Annotated in this window: 20 protein-coding genes; 17 read left to right on the top strand and 3 right to left on the bottom strand. The window is 39.5% G+C overall.

Annotation, left to right across the window (positions count from 1 at the left end):
- The first annotated feature begins 1 nt into the window (after position 1).
- Positions 2-1,405 (top strand): sigma-54 dependent transcriptional regulator, encoded by a 1,404-nt coding sequence (locus CW745_RS05560; protein ID WP_101107522.1) that lies wholly within the window; start codon positions 2-4, stop codon positions 1,403-1,405.
- A 64-nt stretch (positions 1,406-1,469) separates the two neighbouring features.
- Here the strand turns inward: CW745_RS05560 and CW745_RS05555 are convergent, their stop codons facing one another.
- The gene (locus CW745_RS05555; RefSeq protein WP_101107521.1) at positions 1,470-1,712 is read right to left on the bottom strand and encodes a PTS transporter subunit EIIB; all 243 of its coding nucleotides are present in this window, start codon (positions 1,710-1,712) and stop codon (positions 1,470-1,472) included.
- Positions 1,713-1,898: 186 nt separating this feature from the next.
- Between CW745_RS05555 and CW745_RS05550 the strand changes: the two genes are divergently transcribed.
- The 3 genes from CW745_RS05550 (at position 1,899) to CW745_RS05540 (ending at position 5,591) form a co-directional block, all read left to right on the top strand.
- Positions 1,899-2,915, top strand: coding sequence for a Fe(3+) ABC transporter substrate-binding protein (locus tag CW745_RS05550; RefSeq protein ID WP_101107520.1), 1,017 nt, complete (start codon positions 1,899-1,901; stop codon positions 2,913-2,915).
- 73 nt (positions 2,916-2,988) lie between these two features.
- Positions 2,989-4,539 (top strand): iron ABC transporter permease, encoded by a 1,551-nt coding sequence (locus CW745_RS05545; RefSeq protein WP_238596704.1) that lies wholly within the window; start codon positions 2,989-2,991, stop codon positions 4,537-4,539.
- Entirely contained in the window at positions 4,539-5,591 is a 1,053-nt protein-coding gene (locus tag CW745_RS05540) for an ABC transporter ATP-binding protein (protein ID WP_101107519.1), read from the top strand. Before CW745_RS05545 ends, CW745_RS05540 begins: the two co-directional genes overlap by 1 nt.
- 60 nt (positions 5,592-5,651) lie before the next feature.
- Here CW745_RS05540 and glnD read toward each other — a convergent pair whose 3' ends face one another.
- Positions 5,652-8,264 carry a [protein-PII] uridylyltransferase gene (gene glnD, locus CW745_RS05535; protein WP_101107518.1) on the bottom strand — a complete coding sequence of 871 codons (2,613 nt, stop codon included), beginning with the start codon at positions 8,262-8,264 and terminating at the stop codon, positions 5,652-5,654.
- A gap of 102 nt (positions 8,265-8,366) precedes the next feature.
- The gene (gene map / locus CW745_RS05530) at positions 8,367-9,155 is read right to left on the bottom strand and encodes a type I methionyl aminopeptidase (protein ID WP_101107517.1); all 789 of its coding nucleotides are present in this window, start codon (positions 9,153-9,155) and stop codon (positions 8,367-8,369) included.
- Positions 9,156-9,543: 388 nt separating this feature from the next.
- Here map and rpsB point away from each other — a divergent pair, with 388 nt between their 5' ends.
- From rpsB to lpxA, 13 genes are all read left to right on the top strand, one after another.
- On the top strand, positions 9,544-10,281 hold the full coding sequence (gene rpsB, locus CW745_RS05525; protein WP_101107516.1) for a 30S ribosomal protein S2: 738 nt from the start codon (positions 9,544-9,546) through the stop codon (positions 10,279-10,281).
- A gap of 105 nt (positions 10,282-10,386) precedes the next feature.
- Positions 10,387-11,259, top strand: a complete 873-nt coding sequence (gene tsf, locus CW745_RS05520; RefSeq protein ID WP_101107515.1) for a translation elongation factor Ts — start codon at positions 10,387-10,389, stop codon at positions 11,257-11,259.
- A gap of 180 nt (positions 11,260-11,439) precedes the next feature.
- Positions 11,440-12,174 (top strand): UMP kinase, encoded by a 735-nt coding sequence (gene pyrH / locus CW745_RS05515; RefSeq protein ID WP_101107514.1) that lies wholly within the window; start codon positions 11,440-11,442, stop codon positions 12,172-12,174.
- 42 nt (positions 12,175-12,216) lie between these two features.
- On the top strand, positions 12,217-12,774 hold the full coding sequence (gene frr / locus CW745_RS05510) for a ribosome recycling factor (protein ID WP_101107513.1): 558 nt from the start codon (positions 12,217-12,219) through the stop codon (positions 12,772-12,774).
- 58 nt (positions 12,775-12,832) lie between these two features.
- On the top strand, positions 12,833-13,573 hold the full coding sequence (uppS, locus tag CW745_RS05505) for a polyprenyl diphosphate synthase (protein WP_101107512.1): 741 nt from the start codon (positions 12,833-12,835) through the stop codon (positions 13,571-13,573).
- 31 nt (positions 13,574-13,604) lie between these two features.
- Positions 13,605-14,459, top strand: coding sequence for a phosphatidate cytidylyltransferase (locus CW745_RS05500; protein WP_101107511.1), 855 nt, complete (start codon positions 13,605-13,607; stop codon positions 14,457-14,459).
- 3 nt (positions 14,460-14,462) lie between these two features.
- A complete protein-coding gene (gene ispC / locus CW745_RS05495) occupies positions 14,463-15,662 on the top strand; it encodes a 1-deoxy-D-xylulose-5-phosphate reductoisomerase (protein WP_101107510.1) in 1,200 nt (399 codons plus the stop codon).
- On the top strand, positions 15,656-17,011 hold the full coding sequence (gene rseP, locus CW745_RS05490) for a sigma E protease regulator RseP (RefSeq protein WP_101107509.1): 1,356 nt from the start codon (positions 15,656-15,658) through the stop codon (positions 17,009-17,011). The genes ispC and rseP overlap by 7 nt, the downstream gene beginning before the upstream one ends.
- Positions 17,012-17,110: 99 nt before the next feature.
- Positions 17,111-19,531, top strand: a complete 2,421-nt coding sequence (gene bamA, locus CW745_RS05485) for an outer membrane protein assembly factor BamA (protein WP_101107508.1) — start codon at positions 17,111-17,113, stop codon at positions 19,529-19,531.
- A 59-nt stretch (positions 19,532-19,590) separates the two neighbouring features.
- Positions 19,591-20,100, top strand: a complete 510-nt coding sequence (locus CW745_RS05480; RefSeq protein ID WP_101107507.1) for an OmpH family outer membrane protein — start codon at positions 19,591-19,593, stop codon at positions 20,098-20,100.
- 8 nt (positions 20,101-20,108) lie between these two features.
- A complete protein-coding gene (lpxD, locus tag CW745_RS05475; RefSeq protein ID WP_101107506.1) occupies positions 20,109-21,131 on the top strand; it encodes a UDP-3-O-(3-hydroxymyristoyl)glucosamine N-acyltransferase in 1,023 nt (340 codons plus the stop codon).
- Positions 21,132-21,141: 10 nt separating this feature from the next.
- Entirely contained in the window at positions 21,142-21,594 is a 453-nt protein-coding gene (fabZ, locus tag CW745_RS05470) for a 3-hydroxyacyl-ACP dehydratase FabZ (protein ID WP_101107505.1), read from the top strand.
- On the top strand, positions 21,594-22,394 hold the full coding sequence (gene lpxA, locus CW745_RS05465) for an acyl-ACP--UDP-N-acetylglucosamine O-acyltransferase (RefSeq protein ID WP_101107504.1): 801 nt from the start codon (positions 21,594-21,596) through the stop codon (positions 22,392-22,394). Before fabZ ends, lpxA begins: the two co-directional genes overlap by 1 nt.
- Positions 22,395-22,423: the final 29 nt, after the last annotated feature.

Here is a 22,423-nt window from a genome sequence, read left to right as displayed (position 1 = left end):
TATGTCTCAAGGAAAATTATTAGTTGTTGAAGATGATGCTGGATTGCGTGAAGCGTTAATTGATACCTTATTATTAGCGGGTTACCACTGTGTTGAAGTGGATAGTGGAGAAGCCGCACTTATTACGCTTAATCAACAGAAATTTGATATGGTGATCAGCGATATTCAGATGGGAGGAATGTCTGGATTAACGCTGTTACAAAATATTAAAGACAAGTTTCCAACCTTACCGGTTTTATTAATGACCGCTTATGCAACGATTGATGACGCAGTGAATGCCATTCGTGATGGCGCTATTGATTACTTAGCTAAACCTTTTTCTCCTGAAGTGTTAATGAGTCAAGTAAGTCGTTATGTTCCAGTTAACAAAGTCGAGTCTTGTACACCGATTTACGGTGATGCAAGTACAGCTAAAATGTTTAAAATGGCCGAAAAAGTGGCGCAAAGTGATGCATCAGTTATGATCACCGGTCCAAGTGGTAGCGGTAAAGAGGTGTTGTCACGCTATCTTCATGATCAGTCTTCTCGCAATGAACAACCTTTTATTGCGATAAATTGTGGTGCTATTCCTGATAGCATGCTTGAATCAACTCTCTTTGGTTATGAAAAGGGCGCATTTACCGGTGCGGTACAGGCTTGTCCTGGTAAATTTGAGCAAGCACAAAATGGTACTATTTTATTAGATGAAATCACTGAAATGCCACTCGATTTACAGGTCAAGTTACTTCGTGTTTTACAGGAACGTGAGGTGGAGCGATTAGGCTCGCGTAAAACCATTAAGCTAAATATTCGAGTGCTTGCGACAAGCAATAGAGATGTGAAAAAAGCGGTTGATGAGGGCTTATTTAGAGAAGATCTCTATTACCGTTTAAATGTATTTCCTCTGCAATGGTTACCATTAAACAAGCGTCGTGGTGATATCCTTCCGCTTTCTGAACACTTACTCTCAAGGCATGCGGTTGCCCAGTCACAGGCTATTCCTGTATTAACAGAGCGAGCGAAATCACTACTCAACGCTTACCCATGGCCGGGTAATGTTCGCGAATTAGATAATGTAATGCAACGTGCACTTATTTTGTCAGATGGTCAAAAAATTGACGTAGAATCATTGATTTTGGAAGATATCCAATTTGAGCATATCTATGCAGAAGAGCCCGAATTGCCATCTGAAACCGAGGAGATACTGAGCGCAGTGACAGCTAAAGACGATGTCGAAGAAAAGTCGCCAGAGCCTGCTGCATTGGGTCAGGGGCTAAAGGATCAAGAGCAAAAAATTATTTTAGAAGCATTACAAAATTGCGCTGGTAAACGTAAAGATGTCGCTGAATTATTAGGGATCAGTCCGCGTACATTGCGTTATAAATTAGCGAGAATGAAAGAGCAGGGTATAGCTTTGCCTGCTTAATTTTAATAGGAATAATAACAAAAAAATTAAAGGCTACGTTAGTATTTAACGTAGCCTTTTGTATTTAAGCAACTAACTTATTAAGTGTATCTGCCGCTTTTTGCGCTTTTCCAGGACCGAGTACGATTTGAAATTGCTCATCCGCCTCTATAATGCCAAATACTCCTGAAATAGCTTTTACTTTAGCACGATCAACATTGCTATCATCATTCAGCGTTAAACGCAGACGTGTCATGCAATTTGTACAACTACTAATATTGTTTGAGCCACCGACCGCATTAATCACTTCTTGAACTGTTTGTTCCATGGAGATATACCCTTAGTTAATGTAATTATTGAATATTATACTCAAAATAAACAAGTTTGCTGTGTCAGATGAAGAAAAGTTGAAGCGATTCACGCATATAAAAATTCAAATAATAGGTTGCAAACAGGAATCATTATCATTACAATCCTTTTCATATTGATAACTATTACCATTTGGATAAATTATATGTCACCAAAAAAACTATTTGCTCGTAGCCTTACGATGCTTGCTCTTACTGCAACTTCACTTACAGCAATTGCTGAAGAAGTGAATGTTTATTCTTTCCGTCAAGCTTTCTTAATTGAGCCTATTATGGAGAAGTTTACAAAAGAAACTGGCGTTAAAGTAAATATTTTATTTGCTAAAAAAGGTTTAATCGAGCGTGTTAAACGTGAAGGTGAACTTTCACCTGCTGATTTGGTATTAACAACTGACATTAGCCGTCTTGTTAAACTAACTAGCCAAGATTTAACTCAGACTGTAAACAGTGATACATTAAATAAAAACATACCAACTCAATATCGTGATCCAGATAATCAGTGGTTTGCTTTAACAACCCGCGTGCGTAATATCTATTCTTCTGCAGATCGTGTTGGCCCTGTTGATATCACTTACCAAGATCTTGCTAAACCAGAATTCAAAGGCAAAATTTGTACACGTTCAGGCAAACATCCATACAATGTATCATTAGTTGCGTCTGTGATTGCACATGAAGGTGAAGAGAATGCCAAGGTATGGCTTGAAAAAGTAAAAGAAAACCTTGCGCGTAAACCACAAGGTAACGATCGTGCTCAAGTAAAAGCAGTAAAAGATGGCCTGTGTGATTATGCACTAGGTAATAACTATTACTTAGGTAAAATGCTAGAAAATCCAAAGCAGGTTAGTTGGGCTGAAGCGGTAAGTATCAACTTCCCTAATCAAAAGACAACCGGTTCACATGTTAATGTAAGTGGTGTTGTTTTAGCTAAATATGCACCAAACAAAGATAATGCAATCAAATTGATGGAATTTTTATCGGGTGATACTGCTCAGCAGATGTATGCTGAAGTAAATTATGAATACCCAGTAAAAGTAGGTGTACAACCTTCAAAATTAGTTGCATCATGGGGCGAATTTAAAGCAGATGTTTTACCGCTGGCTGATATTGCTAAGCAACATAAAGCAGCAGTTAAACTATTGGATGAAGTGAAGTTTGATCTCTAAGAAATTTTCGTTTTATAAGTTACTCCCATGGGGAGTAACTTTTTTATTAGTATTGCCAATATTAGCACTCGTAATGAGTGCTTTTTCCGTTGATGAGAGTGGCAGTTTTCAGCACCTTATCGATACTGTCCTTCTTGATTACACACTGACTACCCTCGGCGTTATCGCTGGCGTTTTATTATTAAGCTTTTGCTTTGCATTACCCAGCGCTTGGTTTATTGCTTGTTGTGATTTTCCTAGCCGTTCGCTGTTGCAATGGTGCTTGATGCTTCCTCTCGCTATTCCGCCTTATATTGTTGCTATTGTGTATACAGACCTATTGGACTTTAGTGGGCCGATTCAGCGTTTTTTACGTGAATTCATGCACTGGCAATCAGTGAGTGATTATTACTTTCCCGATATTCGCACTGCTAATGGTGCCATCGTTATTTTAGCCTTAACGCTTTATCCTTATTTATATCTCCTGTTGCGTGGTGCATTTCTTGGTCAGTCGGGTGGACTATTTCAAGCTGCTAGAACTTTAGGTCTTTCTCCATTACAAGCTTTTAAGCGTGTTTCATTTCCGCTGTCACGTTCGGCAATGGCGGTTGGTTTATCGCTGATTGCAATGGAAACATTAGGAGACTTTGCAACGGTTAATTACTTTGCCGTGAATACCCTCACTACAGCGGTTTATGATACGTGGTTAGAGCTGGGTAGTTTAACAACTGCCGCTAAAATATCTTCGCTAATGTTACTTGCGTTAGTTATTCTAATTAGCCTAGAAAACCATAGTCGGCGTAAACAAAAAATTTATCAGAGAAGTGGTGCAACTCATACGGAGTTGCGCTTTCAGTTGTTTGGCTGGCATCGCTGGGCTGTTTTAGGCTTTTTATGGGGATTACTCTTTTTTGCATTCTTATTGCCACTGTGTGCGCTTCTCTCTTATGCAGTTCATTATTTTTCTGTATCGCTTAATGAAGAGCTTTGGCAATATACGTTAAATAGTTTTTGGCTGGCGAGCATCGTTGCTTCAATCGCGCTTATTATTGCCCTTTTTGTTAATTTTTATCAGCGCTTATCGCCCGGATTATTCGCTAAAATGTGTATTCGCCTTTCTTCATTAGGTTATGCCGTGCCGGGGACTGTTGTGGCGATTGGTGTGTTGATCCCTTTTACCAGTTTAGATTTGTGGTTTAACCGGCAACTTGTTGAGTTTGGTTTTTCACGTGTTGGTTTACTCTTTTCTGGTACGTTGTTTATCTTGGTGGTCGGTTATTTAGTCCGTTTTAGTGCGATAGCAGTGGGAAGTATCGATAGTAGTTTAGCGCAAGTTTCCCCTTCGTTAGATCTTGCATCTCGCTCACTCGGCCAAACGGCTGGACAAACAATTCGCCGAGTTAACCTTCCATTAATTAAAAAAGGGATGTTAACGGCTTTTATCTTAGTATTTATAGAGGCGATGAAAGAGTTACCTACAGCCCTTTTATTACGTCCATTTAACTTTGAAACCTTGGCTACCTATGTTTATCAATTTGTCTCCGATGAGATGATTGAATATGCTGCGTTGCCTGCATTACTTATTGTATTAATTGGCCTAGTGCCCTTTATTGTTGTCAATCGTTTGTTAGAGAAGGCCAGTTAATGTCTGCGTTAGTAATTAAAAATTTGAACTGCTTTTATCAAGGTTATCAGCAACAAAATCATATTTTAAAAAACCTTCATCTTACGTTACAAGACAATGAAATTGTTTGCTTACTTGGCGAGAGTGGTTGTGGGAAAACGACATTATTACGGGCTGTATCTGGATTACAGTCGGAGTTGAGTGGCAATATCAGTATCAATGGCAATGTGGTTAATGACGATAACGTCAATATGCCACCAGAAAAACGTAAAGTAGGGTTAATCTTTCAGGATTATGCACTTTTTCCACACCTTAGCGTATTTGATAACATTGCTTTTTCGTTACAAAAAATGCGTTTTGATGAAAAGAAAAAACGCGTCGAGAATGTGTTGTCATTGGTACAATTGAGTGAGTATGCACAGCGCTTCCCTCATCAACTTTCAGGGGGGCAGCAACAACGAATTGCGATTGCACGTGCTTTAGCATACCAACCGGAGTTGATGTTGTTAGATGAGCCTTTTTCAAATCTTGACCAACATGTTCGTTTTCAGCTGATTAAAGAGATTCGATTATTACTTAAAAAGCACCAAATGAGCGCATTGTTTGTAACGCACTCAAAAGAGGAAGGTTTTGCTTTTGCAGACAAAATTGCATTAATGCAGGCCGGAAAAATTATCCAGATAGGTGCACCGCAGGAACTCTATAGTTATCCTAATTCGCGTTATGTTGCTGATTTTATGGGACAGAGTAATTACATTGATGTACAGGTATTAACTGAAAATAGCTTTAAGTCTGATTTGGGGGTATTTGTCAGTGACAATATTACTCAATATCAACAGGGGGATGCGTTACAACTATTATTACGCCCAGAGCAGATTGCAATTAATGCTTCTACAGATGGTGAAGCAACGATTGCTGATATTGACTTTTTAGGAGCATTTCAGCAGTTTACGGTAAGCTTTAAAGGTCAGCTTTATATCGTTAAGCAGAGTAATTTGCAGGAAAATTTTCAAGTTGGAGATAAGGTGACGCTGTCGATTCTTAATCACCATTTTGTGTTGTTTAGCCAATAAGTAAGAACGCGAGTGAACAGAAGTGATTCTGAACACTCAGTGCTACTTTTCCGCCCAATATCAGCTATCTGGGCTTAGCTCCGCAATTAATTGTGCTTTTAGGTTCTCTTCTTGTTGCTCAGTTAATGCATCACCATCTTCAGTAGAAACAATAAATAGATCTTCTGCTCGCTCGCCAATTGTGGTGATTTTTGCGGTATCTAAGACTAAACCACTCATCATAAATACTTCGCCAATGTTAGCGAGTATACCAGGTGCGTCGAAGGCAACTACTTCAATTTGAGTACGTTTACGTTTTGTCGGTAAAAAGGTAATTTCGGGCTCAAATTTAAACTGGCGTTTAATGCGCATTAAACGCGTTTGTTGTGTATTTACCTGCTCCGGTTCAAGCAAGGCCATCTCAATCGCACTTTTCAGACGCTGTTTTTTATCAGGATCAATATGCTCGCCATCTTGCTCTAAGACGGTAAAGGTACTGAGAGAAAAGTCATCACGGCTTGAAAGTATCTTTGCATCGTGAACACTGAGCTTTTTATTATCTATTTCTGTGACAACCGATGAAAATAGCACCGGCATATCTTTATGGTAAACAAAAATTTCAGTTGCCCCACGCGCATTCTGATCACTAATTAGCACCATTGGTTGACTGTGATCTTTATGCTGTAAAAGATGGGTGGTATGCCATACAATTTGCACCGAATTGTAGCGGAAAAAATAGTTTAGATTAAAGCGTTTCCACAAGGCTTTAACGGCGCTTTCAGGAATGTTCTGCTCAACGAGTAGTGCTAATGCCTTGCGTTGCCTATCGCGAATTCGATCGCGAATATCAGGTGGATTCTCAAGGCCACGGCGCAGCATTTTCTGTGTGCTGTAGTAGAGTTCACGAAGTAAAGTACCTTTCCAGCTATTCCACGTATCTTCATTGGTCGCACAAATGTCAGCAACCGTTAAACAGAATAGGAAGTTAAGGTGTTTTTCATCTCGCACGACTTTTGCAAATTCAATAATAACTCGCGCGTCACTAATATCACGTCGTTGTGCGGTGACGGACATGGTTAAATGCTCTTTAATCAACCATGCAACAAATTTACTTTCGTAGCGACCAAGACCGTGTAATTCACAAAATGCACAGGCATCAACAGCGCCGAGTGTAGAGTGATCGCCTTTTTGCCCTTTGGCAATATCGTGAAAAATAGCTGCTAAAAACAGCAATTCTGGCTTTTCTAGGTAGCTATAAATCTCATGGGCGAGTGGATGTATCTCTTTGGTAACTGGATACTTATAAATATTTTTAATGAGTTTGTGGGTGTGTTCGTCAACGGTATAAGCATGAAATAGATCAAACTGCATTTGGCCAACAATACGACTCCATTGCGGAATATAGGCCGCTAATACGCCATATTTATGCATCAATGTTAGCGGTAACCCCATACCACGTGGATGACGAACAATTTCCATAAAGATAATGCGACACTCAGGAATGTTTTGTAGCCACTGGGTTAAGCAGCGACGTGCTTCGCGTAGCTCACGTAATGTAGGAGAGTAGATACCTTGGATACGGGGATCTTTGGCTACATGTAAAAAGAGTTGTAGGATCATCTCGGGGCGATCAGTAAAAAGAGTGGCTGTTTTTAACTCGATCATATGATCGCGAAGCTGGAAGTGCTCATCAATATTTTCAATTTGCTGATTTAAGTTGCCTAAAATCGCTTCATCAAAATATTGCAATAACATGTCATTGAGCTCTTTAACGCGATGAATCGTTTGGTAAAACGCCTTCATCATCTGCTCAATCGCTTGATTACCCGTGCCGCTATAACCTAATAATGCGGCAACCTCATTTTGGAAATCAAAAAGCAAACGATTATCTGGGCGCTTAGTGACGGTGTGCAGGGCAAATCGAATAGTCCAAAGAAAAGTTTGGCAATCAACTAACTCACGATATTCACTCGGTGTTATGTAGTTAAAACTAGTGAGTTCCAATAAGCTGTGAGCATTAAAATGGCATTTGGAGATCCAGGCTACGGTTTGTAAATCTCGTAAACCACCCGGGCCGTTTTTGATATCGGGCTCTAAACTGTACCCATCTCCGTGGCAGGATTTATGGCGACCAATCTGCTCCTCTTTTTTGGCGATAAAAAATTGATTAGAGGGCCAGAAACTTTCACTTTCCAGTAGTCCTTGTAATTTTTTAAAGGTTTGTTTGTTACCAACTAAGTAACGGGCCTCGAGCATGCTGGTTGCAATAGTGATGTCATTCTTGCCCTGCTCATAACAATCCTCAAGAGTACGTACACTTTGACCCACATCGAGCTTTAAATCCCAAAGTAGAGTAATAAGTTGGCTAATTTTTTGTTCAGATTGCTCACTAAAGCCAGATTCAGAAAGTATCAAGAGATCAATATCTGAGCGAGGATGAAGTTCCCCACGGCCATATCCGCCTACCGCAATTAAAGACAGGTCATAGCTTTCATTCAATCCAACAAAATCCCACAAAAGCGCTAATAAATCATCGATATAACGTGCACGTTGTTGCACTAATTTACTAATATCTTGTTTACCTTTAAAGGCATCAACTTGCCAATCATTGAAGCTTTGAATATGGTTTTTAATGAAAGGAATGGTGAGATTATCTGCGCTGATATTGTTTGGAGAGAACTTTTCGAAATCCATACCTACCTCTGGATTGTTTGAACATAGCGCCGACTTGAAAGTGTGACGCTAGCATACTTCAGGCCTTCATCACTTATGCAGTAATGAAGGAGAGTAATTAGATTAATCGTGATTAATAATACGCTCTATTGTCTCTTCTGGGCGAAGGGTTAAGATTTCAACGCCAGTTTCAGTGACTAGCAATGTATGCTCCCACTGTGCTGATAGTTTTTTATCTTTAGTGACAACAGTCCATTCATCTTTTAATACTTTACAGTTGCGTTTGCCTGCATTGATCATCGGTTCAATAGTAAAGCACTGTCCTGCTTTTAATGTTTCGCCAGTGCCTTTTTTACCGTAATGCAGAACCTGTGGTTCTTCATGGAAAACCGCGCCAATACCGTGACCACAATATTCGCGTACTACGGAGTAGTTATGATTTTCTGCATGCTTTTGAATAGCTGCACCAATATCACCTAAACGCGCACCAGGTTTAACCATTTTAATACCTATATATAAGCATTCTTGAGCAACTCGTGATAGACGTTGCGCTAAAATAGAAGCTTTGCCGACCATAAACATTTTAGAGGTATCACCATGGTAACCATTTTGAATGACGGTAATATCCACATTGACAATATCACCATCTTTTAACGGTTTGTCATTTGGGATGCCGTGACAAACAACATAGTTTACTGAGGTACAAATAGACTTAGGAAAACCATGATAATTAAGCGGGGCTGGAATACCGCCCTGTTCATTAACAATAAAGTCATGGCAACGCTGATTTAACTCGTTAGTCGTTACGCCGACTTGTATGAAAGGTTCGATCATAGTTAATACATCTGCAGCCTGCTGCCCTGCAATACGCATTTTTTCGATTTCGTCTTGTGTTTTTATACTCGCTGCCATCTGATTTTCTCTTCTTAATTTACTGAGATAGTTAAGCATAGAACTATAAAGAAATATGAGGTGAGGTGCTAGCGAAGTTTGACCTCTTTATTTTTAAGGATTCTATTATTTGTACATTATTATTTAAAATTTGCTAGGACAGTAATTGAGTTGATTTTGTTAATGTGATATAAAGCGCATCGAGTTTAATAGTTCGTTTTGAATCATTAAAACTCACTTAACTTATTAACGTTATTTGGCTGTTTTCAATAATGAAAATTCGCTAAAAATGTTAATTACAATAACACACACGTATCGACACGTAACTCGGGGTGCTGCTTTCATATTTTGAAACTGGTCGAGTTTATGGGATACGTGGAGGCCTAACCCCTACTAAAGGAAATTCAAAATGGCAACAGTATCAATGCGCGATATGCTACAAGCTGGCGTACACTTCGGTCACCAAACTCGTTACTGGAACCCAAAAATGAAACCATTCATTTTTGGTGCGCGTAATAAAGTTCATATCATCAATCTTGAGAACACAGTTCCAATGTTCAACAAAGCACTTAACTTTTTAGAAGCAAAAGCATCTAAAAACGGTAAAGTTCTTTTTGTTGGTACTAAACGTGCTGCGTCTGAAGCGGTTAAAGAAGCTGCAATCAGCTGTGATCAATTCTACGTAGATCACCGTTGGTTAGGTGGTATGTTGACTAACTGGAAAACAGTTCGTCAATCGATCAAACGTCTGAAAGACCTTGAAGTTCAAAGCCAAGATGGTACTTTTGACAAGTTAACTAAAAAAGAAGCGCTAATGCGTTCTCGTGAATTAGAGAAACTTGAAAAAACACTTGGTGGTATCAAAAACATGGGCGGTATCCCAGATGTAATCTTCGTAATCGATGCAGATCACGAGCACATTGCAATCAAAGAAGCGAATAACTTAGGTATTCCAGTTATCGCTGTTGTAGATACTAACTCATGCCCAGATAACATCGATTTCGTTGTTCCTGGTAATGATGATGCTATCCGTGCTATCAAACTGTACTTAGATGCAGCTGCACTGACTGTTAAAGAAGGTCGTCAAGCAGACGTTGCAGTAGCAGCTGAAGCAGACGGTTTTGTTGAAGAAACAGCTGAGAAATAAGTCCTTCTAATTTAGAAGCTCTTATTAACTAATCGACACTTGGTTAGTTATCAGGGGAGTTTAGGCTCCCCTTTTTTTTGTAGATCAAATATTAGGAATTCGACAATGGCTATTACAGCTAAGCAAGTTAAAGAACTTCGTGACCGCACAGCTGCGGGTATGATGGATTGTAAAAAAGCATTAGTTGAAGCAGATGGCGACATCGAGCTTGCAATTGAAAACATGCGTAAATCTGGTGCAATTAAAGCCGCTAAAAAAGCTGGCCGTGTTGCAGCTGAAGGTGTTGTTTTAGCGAAAACAGATGGTGCAGTTGCACTTATCGCTGAAGTAAACTGTGAAACAGACTTCGTAGCAATGGATAAAAGCTTCTTAGCATTTGCTAACCAAGTTGCTGATATCGCGCTTGCTAACAAAGTAACTGAAGTTGAAGCATTAGGTGCATTAGCATTTGATGATATTACTGTTGAAGAAGCACGTGCTAACCTAGTAGCTAAAATCGGCGAAAACATCTCTGTTCGTCGTGTACAAATCGTTGAAGGTGCAAACCTTGGCGCATACGTACACAGCGGTAAAATCGGTGTTATCTCTGTACTAACTGGTGGTGAAGCTGAGCTTGCGAAAGATATCGCAATGCACGTTGCAGCTGCTTCTCCTACATATGTTAAGCCGGAAGATGTTCCTGCTGATGTTGTAGCAAAAGAGAAAGAGATTCAACTACAGATCGCTATCGACAGTGGTAAACCTGCTGAGATTGCTGAAAAAATGGTTTCTGGTCGTATGGCTAAATTCACTGGTGAAGTGAGCCTTACAGGTCAACCATTCGTTAAAGATCCTTCAATCAAAGTTGCTAAGCTTCTTAAAGATGCTGGCGTTGACGTTGAAACGTTTATCCGTATCGAAGTGGGTGAAGGTATCGAGAAGAAAGAAGAAGATTTCGCAGCTGAAGTTGCAGCTACACTAGCAGCCGCTGGTCAGTAATCTTGACTTCTAAACAATAAGCTTGATGTTTATTGTAAAAATAGGAACCGCGGCTAGCTCTGCGGTTCTTTTATATTTACAGTAAAGGTTAATTCGTTGAAATTTTATTAGTAAGGTGTTTGATGTTTAAACAGTTTATTAATGAAATTGCTATTAGACCCACATAGAGGAATGAATTTTATGAGCACCAACCCAAAATCAGCATATCGTCGTATTTTATTAAAATTAAGTGGTGAAGCCCTTGTTGGCGAAGAAGGCTTTGGTATTGATCCAACCGTATTAGATCGTATGGCTTTAGAGATTAAATCTCTGATTGAAGCGGGCGTGCAGGTTGGCCTTGTTATTGGTGGTGGTAATATTTTCCGCGGTGCTGGTCTTGCAGAAGCGGGTATGAACCGTGTGGTAGGCGACCATATGGGAATGTTAGCAACAGTAATGAATGGTTTAGCAATGCGCGATGCGCTGCATCGTTCACACGTCAACTCGCGCTTAATGTCAGCGATCCCATTAAATGGTGTTTGTGATGATTATAACTGGGCAGAAGCAATTAAATACCTTAAATTAGGCACCGTTGTTATTTTCTCTGCAGGTACAGGTAACCCTTTCTTTACAACAGATTCAGCCGCTTGTTTACGTGGTATCGAAATCGAAGCAGATGCGGTGTTAAAAGGTACTAAAGTGGACGGCGTTTATGATGCTGATCCTGTAAAAAATCCAGAAGCAACGCTTTATAAAGAGATTGATTATCAAGTTGTCCTTGAAAAAGAGTTACAAGTAATGGATTTAGCTGCCTTTACACTTGCGCGTGACCATAGCTTACCAATTCGTGTTTTTAACATGAATAAACCAGGTGCTTTAAGCCGTGTTGTATTGGGTGAAGATGAAGGCACAACTATTACACATTGCGCTAAGTAATAATAACAATTAAATATTTAATCTATATTTTGGGAAAATACCATGATCAATGAAATTAAAGACGATGCACAAACGCGAATGAGTAAAAGCATCGAAGCATTTAAAAATCAGTTAGCAAAAATTCGTACAGGACGTGCACATCCAAGCTTATTAGATGGCATTATGGTGCCGTACTACGGAAGCAATACGCCACTTCGCCAAGTGGGTAACGTTTCAACAGAGGACTCTCGCACGTTAACGGTAACGGTATTTGATGCAACACTTATCGCTGCTGTTGAAAAGGCAATCATGGGGTCTAACCTTGGTTTAAACCCAATGTCTGCAGGTACAGTGATTCGTATTCCTTTACCACCATTAACAGAAGAGCGTCGTAAAGACCTTATTAAAGTTGTACGTGGTGAGGCTGAGAATAGCCGTATTGCTATCCGTAATATTCGTCGTGATGCAAATGGTGATCTGAAAGAGTTAGAAAAAGAGAAAGAGATCAGCGAAGATCAGCAACGTCAAGGTGAAGAGTTAGTTCAGAAAGTGACTAACGACAGTGTCAAGCTAGTGGATGAATTATTAGCTGTGAAAGAAAAAGAGTTAATGGAAGTATAATTTGACGTGAGCAGGTAAGTATCTTACCTGCTCAAGCAATATATTGCTAAGGGTGCAAGTGACAACGGTAACTGAACAACAAGCATTGCCCAAACATGTTGCAATTATAATGGACGGAAACGGACGTTGGGCAGAGAGCAAAGGAAAGCATCGTGTGTTTGGTCACAAGCACGGCGTCAAGTCATTACGCAAAGCGATCAGCTTTGCCAATGAAAAAAAGATTGAAGTGCTAACCATTTATGCTTTTAGTAGTGAAAATTGGAAACGCCCTGAGAAAGAAGTCAACATGTTGATGGAGCTGTTTTTCACGGTTTTAGGCAGTGAAGTCAAAAAGCTACATAAACATAATATTAAATTAAAAATAATTGGCGACATATCTGGTTTTAGTGAGCGTCTGCAAAAAAAAGTACAACAAGCAGAAGCTTTGACGCAAGCAAATGATGGTCTTGTGTTAAATGTTGCAGCCAATTATGGTGGGCGTTGGGATATTACTCATGCGACAAAGAAGCTCACACGTATGGTACTACAGGGTGATTTAACAATAGATGAAATCACTGAAGATAAAATAAATAACACAATTAGTTTAGGAGAGCTTCCTGCGGTCGATTTAATGATTCGGACAGGTGGAGATCATCGTATTAGTAACTTCTTATTGTGGCAACTTGCTTATGCTGAATTGTATTTTTGTGATGTGTTATGGCCTGATTTTAATGGCGATGCATTTCAAGATGCACTGGATGTGTTCGCTGGTAAAGAGCGTCGTTTTGGTCAAACCAGTGAACAGGTTGCACCGCGCTGATTCTTATAATTAAATTCAACAGGATGTTTCTGTGAAACAACGAATAATAACTGCGCTCGTTTTGGCTCCCCTTGCCATCGCGGGCATATTTTTGCTACCTCTTAAATTTTTTATGATGTTTACGGCCGCTATTTTTTTATTGGCCAGTAAAGAGTGGGCGAGCTTTGTAAATTCTGATTCTACCTCAAGCCCTATTTTATATATTTTTGGTTTTGTACTTGCTATTACGTTAATCCTGTTACCAATAGAGCAATTGTGGAATGTTTCCGGTATCCATCCGATGGTTGAAAACGGTTTAATTGTGACCGCCGCTTGGTGGTTTGTTTCTCTCGTGTTAGTAGCCACTTATCCGAAAAGTGGCCCTTATTGGGCGCGAAGTAAGGCAGTAAAAGCGTTGTTTGGTTTACTGACTTTAATTCCATTTTTCTGGTCTATGGTCGTACTACGATCTGTGAATATTCATCACGATTTCTATTACGGTGGTGCACTACTACTGTTTGTTTTTCTATTGGTCTGGGCTGCTGATACCGGCGCTTATTTCTGTGGGAAACGTTTTGGCAAACATAAATTGGCGCCGAATGTAAGCCCTGGTAAAACGATTGAGGGTTTTGTCGGTGGTGCAGTGAGCGCGATGATTGTTGCTTTCCTTGCGAGTATTTTCTTTGCTGTGCCAGGCGAGAAAGTGGTAATGTTTTTTGTCGCTGCATTAATAACCACATTTGTTTCTGCATTAGGTGACCTAAGCGAAAGTATCTTCAAGCGCGAAGCACGACTTAAAGATAGCGGAAATTTATTACCTGGCCATGGTGGAATTCTCGACCGTATAGATAGCCTAACGGCCGCCGTTCCTGTGTTCACGCTTACTTACTTACTCTGGTTAAACTAAGCGATGAAAAATTTAGCTATTTTGGGCGCAACGGGCTCTATTGGTGCAAGTACACTTTCTGTTTGCCAAAATAATCCAGAATTGTACCGTGTTAAGTTATTGGTCGCGTCAAAAAGTGTCGATAAAATGTTGGCATTATGCAAAACGTTTAATCCTGATTATGTTGCCATGAGTTGCCCTAAAGCAACTGACGAACTTGCCTTTAAATTATCGAAAACAGATTGTCGCTCTACGTTAGTGAAAAACGAAGCTGAATTACTACAATTGATTGCTAGTGTAGAAATTGATTGTGTAATGGCTGCGATTGTTGGAGGTGCTGGCTTAAAAAGCACCCTCGCTGCTGTTAAGGCAGGCAAAGAGATATTTCTCGCTAATAAAGAGTCGTTAGTGATGTCGGGTCAGCTCTTTATTGATGCAGTACAAAAATCAGGGGCCAAATTATGGCCAGTAGACAGTGAGCATAATGCTATTTACCAAGCACTATCGCCGAATTTACAAAACAGTATTGGTCATTGCCAGCTCGAAGCCGAGGGGGTTTCGAAAATATTGTTGACTGGCTCAGGAGGACCTTTTTTAAATAAGGCTTTGTCTGAGTTCCCTAGCATTACACCTGCTCAAGCAGTTAAGCATCCTAATTGGTCGATGGGACAAAAAATCTCAATTGATTCTGCAACAATGATGAATAAAGGCCTCGAATACATTGAAGCACGGTGGTTGTTTAATGCAAGTCGTGAGCAATTACAGGTCATTATCCATCCTCAGTCTGTTATTCATTCTATGGTGCAATATATTGATGGTAGTGTTATTGCACAGATGGGTAACCCTGATATGCGTACTCCGATTGCGCATGTCATGGGGGGGGAGAAGCGGATTACTAGTGGTGTTGAAAATTTAGATTTTTTTAGCTCTCCTGAATTTAGTTTTATCGCTCCCGATTTTAATCGCTACCCCTGTTTAAAACTCGCTATTGACGCATGTTACGAAGGACAACAGGCTACCACCACCTTGAATGCCGCTAATGAAGTGGCTGTGGAAGCCTTTTTAAATGGCGAGATCCAGTTTACACAAATTTCTCAGTTGGTAGACCGTGTTTTACAAACATCAAAGAGGCAGTCAAACAGCTCTATCGAGGAGTTGTTATTGATTGATAGTGATGCTAAAAACCGTGCGTTATCACTTATTAGACGAGAAATCTTATGTTAACCATTTTATGGAATCTAGGCGCATTTATTGTTGCGTTAAGTGTTTTAGTTGCGATACATGAATATGGCCATTTTTGGGTAGCTAGGCGCTGTGGTGTCAAGGTGCATCGTTTTTCAATTGGATTTGGTAAAGTATTATTTAAACGAAAAGATAAGCACGGGACAGAGTTTGCAATTGCGGCTATTCCGTTAGGTGGCTATGTCAAAATGCTTGATGGGCGCGTTGAAAGCGTGGCCGATGATGAACAACAATTTGCTTTTGATAAAAAAACGGTATGGCAACGTATTGCTATCGTTGCGGCTGGCCCTTTAGCTAATTTCTTATTGGCTATTATTGCCTTTTTTATCATGTATATGATTGGTATCAATAGTGCAAAACCGATCATTAATGGTGTGGTAGAAAACTCACCGATGTCAGTGATTACAACCACAGAACGCTTTCAAATAGAATCAATTAATGAAACTCAAGTCGGAGACTGGGAAGCGCTGAATCTTGCATTAGTGGGGCAAATTGGTGAAAGTGAGTTTGATATCACAATTAAACCGTTAGCAAATGCTCCCGTTGAACCAATTTCTAAATACACAGTCTCATTGCAGAACTGGTCATTTGACCCTAAAAAAGATTCTATTATTCATAGCTTGGGGCTCTTGCCATTTCGGCCAACAATACAGTTAGCTGTGGCCGAGGTTTCTAAAGGTGGTGCAGGAGAAATAGCAGGGCTAAAGGCCGATGATCAATTGATTGCTATCGATGGCGTAACCTTACGAGATTGGGCTCATTTTGTTGAATTGATACAAGGTTCTCCAGAACAACCGCTGGCATTAAAAGTTCAAAGAGAGTCATTACCATTAACGTTGTTATTAACCCCTCAGTTGAAAGAGGAAACAGGTAAAGGCTTTATCGGTGTAGCGCCTATTGTCGAACCTTACCCGGAAGATTATCGGGTGACACTAAAATATTCTCCTATTGATGCTTTTTTGAAAGGTATCGAGAAGACTGGACAGTTAACCAAACTTACTTTTGATACTCTGATTAAACTAGTAACCGGAGATATATCAGTTAAAAACCTAAGTGGTCCTGTATCCATTGCTAAAGGAGCAGGAACAAGTGCAGATTATGGTATTGAGTATTTCCTCGGGTTTCTTGCGCTAATCAGTGTAAATTTAGGTTTAATGAATTTAATCCCTTTACCGGTTTTAGATGGTGGCCATCTGATGTATTACTTTATCGAGGTTATAACCGGTAAACCCGTTTCAGAAAAAGTTCAAGAAGTCGGTTTTAAAATCGGCGGGGCTATTTTAATGACACTAATGAGTATCGCGATACTGAATGATTTTAATCTGCTCTAAGAGTTGATAAATCATTACATTGAAAGCGACTTGAGAAGTTTATAAAATACAGACTTATATTAAAACACCAGATAAGTGTTATTAAGGATTCATACAAACATGTTTAACCGATATTTGCTAGTAACAGCGTTTATTTTTAGTAGCTGTTTTTCCATGTTAGCTAACGCTGAAAAATTTACTATTTCAGATCTTCAATTTGAAGGATTGCAGCGCGTTACATTGGGTGCTGCCTTGTTAAGTTTACCTATACGAGAAGGCGATGTTGTTGATGATTACCAATTAGCTAAAGCGGTTAAACAGTTATATGCAAGTAGTCACTTTGAGTCTATTGAACTAGATCGTGCTGGTGATGTACTTATTTTTAAAGTCAAAGAGCGTCCAACGATCAGTAATATTGGATTAACGGGTAATGACAAATTAACCGAAGAGCAGATCCTGGACTCACTTAAGTCTTCTTCCATTCAAGTGGGGGAACCGCTAGATAGAACGACTTTGTCTGGTATTGAGAAAAGTTTAGAGGACTTTTACCACAGTGTGGGTAAATACAGCGCTCAAGTTGAAGCAATTGTAACTTCGTTACCCCGTAATCGTGTCTCTATTCAGTTTGTATTCCGTGAAGGCTTAACAGCAAAAATAGAGCAAATTAACATCGTGGGTAATACCATATTTGCCGATAACCAATTATTAAAACGACTCACACTTGCTGATTCTGCAGGTTGGTGGGATTTTTTTGCTGATGATAACTATCAAAAACAAAAACTGGCTGGTGACTTAGAAGTTATTAAAAGTTATTACTTAGATCGTGGTTATATTCGTTTTGCGATAGAAGATACCCAAGTAGCACTAACACCAAATAAAAAAGGTGTTTACGTAACAGTTAATGTAGATGAAGGTGAAATTTATAATATCGGTGGTGTGCAATTCATTGGTAACCTACTTGGTAATGATGAAGATATTAAATCCTTAGTTCCCTTTGCTGAGGGGGACGTTTATGCTGCTTCACAGGTTGCTGCCACCGAGCAAAACATGCGTAAATATTTTGGTCGTTTAGGCTACGCTTACCCTCAAATTACCACTTACCCTGAAGTCGATGATGAAACGAATACTGTCGTTGTTAATTTTTCAGTAGAGCCTGGGCAGCGTGGTTATGTTCGAAATATTAATATATCAGGTAATACATCTACTAAGGATGTAGTTTTACGCCGTGAGTTGCGTCAGATGGAAGGGGGCTGGCTTTCTAGTGAAAGTGTTGAACTCTCAAAAAATCGTTTGAACCGATTAGGTTTCTTCTCAATGGTTGATATAAACACAGAGCGTGTGAGTGATGATTTAATCGATTTAAATATTGTTGTCGAAGAGCAACCCTCTGGCTCATTTAATGCTGGTATTGGTTATGGTACTGAATCAGGGTTGAGTTTAAGTGGTGGGGTTAGCCAAGATAACTTTTTAGGCTCTGGTGATAAGGTCGGTTTTGAAGTTAAATTCAATGATTATAACCGTAGTGCAAATGTTAATTACACTACACCATATCTAACCAAAGATGGTGTGAGTGGCGGTGTACGTGTGTTTTATGATCTATTCGAAGCGGGTGAAGCGAACATTGTCGATTACACCAATACGACTTATGGCGTACGTTTAAACATGGGCTTCCCAGTGAATGAGATAAACCGTTTAGGGTTCAGTGTTGGTTGGGAGAACAATGGTATTGCGCAACTTAAGGCCTATGAGCAATTACGACAGTTTTGGGAAATATATGGTTCAATGTTAGATGCTGATGGTGCCGTTGACTTCCAAAACTTTGATTTTACCGCTAAGTGGACACGTAATAATCTAGATAAAGGGCGTATGGCTACACAGGGTATGAAACATGACCTTTGGGCGAAAATGACTATACCGGGTTCTGATCTTCAATATTTCAAAGTTAATTTTGAAATATCTAATTATCAACGTATCACCGAAGATGGAGAGTGGACAACGCTGTTACGTGGTACGCTTGGTTATGCTAACGGTTATGGTCAATTTGAAGGTAATGACCAAATCCTACCATTCTTCGAGAATTACTATGCAGGTGGTTATCGAACTCTGCGTGGTTTCTCAAGCAATACCGTTGGACCTCGTGCGATGTATACGGGAAGTGATGGCGGTAATAGCTCTATGGCATTCACAGATAATGCGGTAGGTGGTAATGCTAAATACACGATGAGTGGCGAAGTTATTTTCCCTGTACCTTTCCTAGATGAAGCTTATACACGACAAGTACGAAGTAGTGTCTTTGTTGATGCCGGTGAAGTGTGGGATACTGAGTTTAACTATGACTATTATAATCAACTAAGTTGTTCATATAACTGTGAATATTTTGGAGATTATTCAAAACCAGGTAGAATACGTGTTTCAGCTGGAGCACAGGTTACTTGGATTTCACCAATGGGGCCGTTAGTCTTTACCCTTGCTTGGCCCTTGAAAAAGTATGAAGGCGATAGAACAGAAGTATTCTCATTTAACATTGGTGATACTTTCTAAGCAATATATACGTTTAATTTTTACTCAATCATTTTATTTTTATTTTTGGAGTCATTAACATGAAAAACTTTTTAAAAGCCGCAACTTTAGCTGTCGCTATGATTACAGTTCCTGCAGTGAATGCAGCAGACATACAGAAAGTAGGAGTTGTTTTCCCATCAAAAATCATGAAAGAGTCACCGCAACGTGAGCGTATTATTAAAAAATTAGAAGCGGAATTTAAAGCGCGTTACGAAGCGTTACAAGCGTTAGAAACAGAGATAACTAAAATTGAAAAAACGCTAAAACGTGATGCGGAGCTAATGGCTAATGATGAAGTCACAGCTATGCAACGTAAGGTAGAAGTGAAGCTCTCAGAATACAAAATAAACCGAAAAGCATTTGAAGAAGATAACCGTCGTCGTCAGGGAGAAGAACAGCAAAAAGCACTTATTGTAGTTCGTGACGTTATTAATGACGTTGCTAAAGAGCAAGGCTACGACATTATTTTAAATGGCGAACAGGTTGTTTTTGCTAAACCTGGTTACGATATTTCAGATCTTATTATCGAAGAAATTAGCAAAAAGTAGGCTGAAAGATGATGCAAACACTCGCACAATTAGCCACTATATTAGGAGCAAAATTGGTTGGTGATGGTAACTTAAGTATCCATCGCTTAGCTACTTTTGATCAAGCTAATGAAGGTGAAATTACCTTTGTTTCAGATAAAAAACTGTTATCAAAACTTGAACAGTGTCAGGCCAGTGCGATTGTCTTGCCAACGGCTATTATGGGCAATTATCAAGGTAATGCATTATTCATGGATAACCCGTATGTTGGTTATGCCATGTTAGCGAATATCTTCGACACAACGCCAAACTTGAATATTAATATTGCTGAAAGTGCCATTATTGATAGTAGTGCTATTATTGGCAAAAATGTCGCAATCTCTGAAAATGTGGTCATTGGTGCTGGCGTCGAAGTCGCTGATAACTGTCAAATTTTTGCGAATGTAGTGTTGGGTGAGCATGTAAAAATTAGCGCTCAAAGTAAAATCTACCCTAATGTCACGGTCTATCATGGCTGTGAAATAGGGCAACGTTGTATTATTCATGCAAATACAGTGATTGGTAGTGATGGATTTGGTAATGCTCCACACCAAGGTAAGTGGGTGAAAATACCACAAATTGGTAAAGTGCTTATTGGTGATGATGTTGAGATAGGCTCGTCAACCACCATCGATCGTGGTGCCTTGTCTGATACTATTATTAGCAACGGCGTTAAAATTGATAATCAATGTCAAATTGCTCACAATGTGTTTATTGGAGAGCATACGGCAGTTGCCGGAGGCTCAAATATTGCCGGTAGCACGAAAGTAGGTAAAAGTTGTATCGTGGGCGGTAGTGTTGCTATGAATGGCCATTTAAATATCACGGATAATGTTGTGATTACTGGTGATAGTATGGTCATGCGAGATATAAGTGAGCCGGGAATATATTCTTCAGGTGTACCTGCGATTGCAAATAAACAGTGGCGAAAAAATACCGCTTATACGCTTAAAATAGATGATCTCTTTAAACGTGTGAAGCAACTTGAAAAACAATTACAAGATAAAGATTAAGGAATACTAAGTGAGCAACGAATTAAATAGTTTAGACATTAAAGAGATCATGAATCTCCTTCCACACCGTTACCCATTTTTATTAATTGATCGCGTTATCGATTATGTACCAGGTAAAACGTTAAATGGCGTAAAAAACGTTTCATTTAATGAACCACAGTTTCAAGGACACTTTCCTGGAACTCCTGTTTTTCCTGGTGTTATGATCATTGAAGCATTAGCACAAGCAACAGGCGTTTTAGCCTTCGCTACTTACGGTAAACCTGCGGAAAATGAGCTATATTTTTTAGCGTCAGTTGATAAAGTACGTTTTCGTAAACCGGTTGTACCAGGTGATATTCTTGAACTTGAAGTTATCTATCTGAAAGAGCGTCGTGGTATGGGGAAATTTGAATGTACCGCGAAAGTTGATGGTGAAATCGCATGTCAAGCAATGATCATGTGTGCAAGAAGAGAGATTTAATGGCTAATAACAATATTCACGAAACAGCAAAAGTTCACCCTACAGCAATTATTGATGAAACAGCAAGTATTGCTGCTAATGTGGAGATCGGGCCTTATACCATCATCGGTGCGCGTGTTGAAATCGGTGAAAATTGTTGGATTGCACCACATGTAGTGGTGAACGGCCCAACTAAAATGGGTAAAGGCAATAAAATATTTCAATTCGCCTCAGTGGGTGAAGATTGCCAAGATCTAAAATATGATGGTGAAGAAACCTTTTTAGAGATCGGAGATAATAATGTATTCCGTGAAAGTTGTACGATTCATCGTGGTACAGCTCAGGACAAAGGTACCACTAAGATTGGCAATAACAATTTATTGATGGCATACGTACATGTCGCACATGATTGTATTCTTGGCGATAACATAATCTTATCTAATAATGCCACGCTTGCAGGTCATACTAAGCTGGCAAACAATGTCATTATTGGTGGTTTATCTGCATTGCATCAATTTACCCGTGTTGGTGAATACGCCATGATTGGTGGTTGTTCTGCGGTAAATAAAGATATTCCTCCTTACTTTATGGCTTCAGGGAATTATGTTCAGGCGCAGGGGATTAACTCTGTTGGACTAAAACGACGTGGTTTTAGTAGTGCTGCTATTATGGAAATAAAACGCGCTTACAAAGCCCTATGCCGAGATGGAAATAGTTTAGAAGAAGCGAAAAATATAATTGCTTCCAAAGCGCAGGATTGTCCTGAATTGAAAGTATTACATGACTTTTTGAGTGAAGATAGTCGTGGTATTGTGCGCTAAATTTGCTTCTTAGACTTTATAAAAAGGCT

The sequence above is a fragment of the Psychromonas sp. psych-6C06 genome, from assembly GCF_002835465.1.
Taxonomy (GTDB): domain Bacteria; phylum Pseudomonadota; class Gammaproteobacteria; order Enterobacterales; family Psychromonadaceae; genus Psychromonas.
Note: the sequence above shows the minus strand (reverse complement) of the source record. Positions and strands in the feature narration are given on the sequence as shown.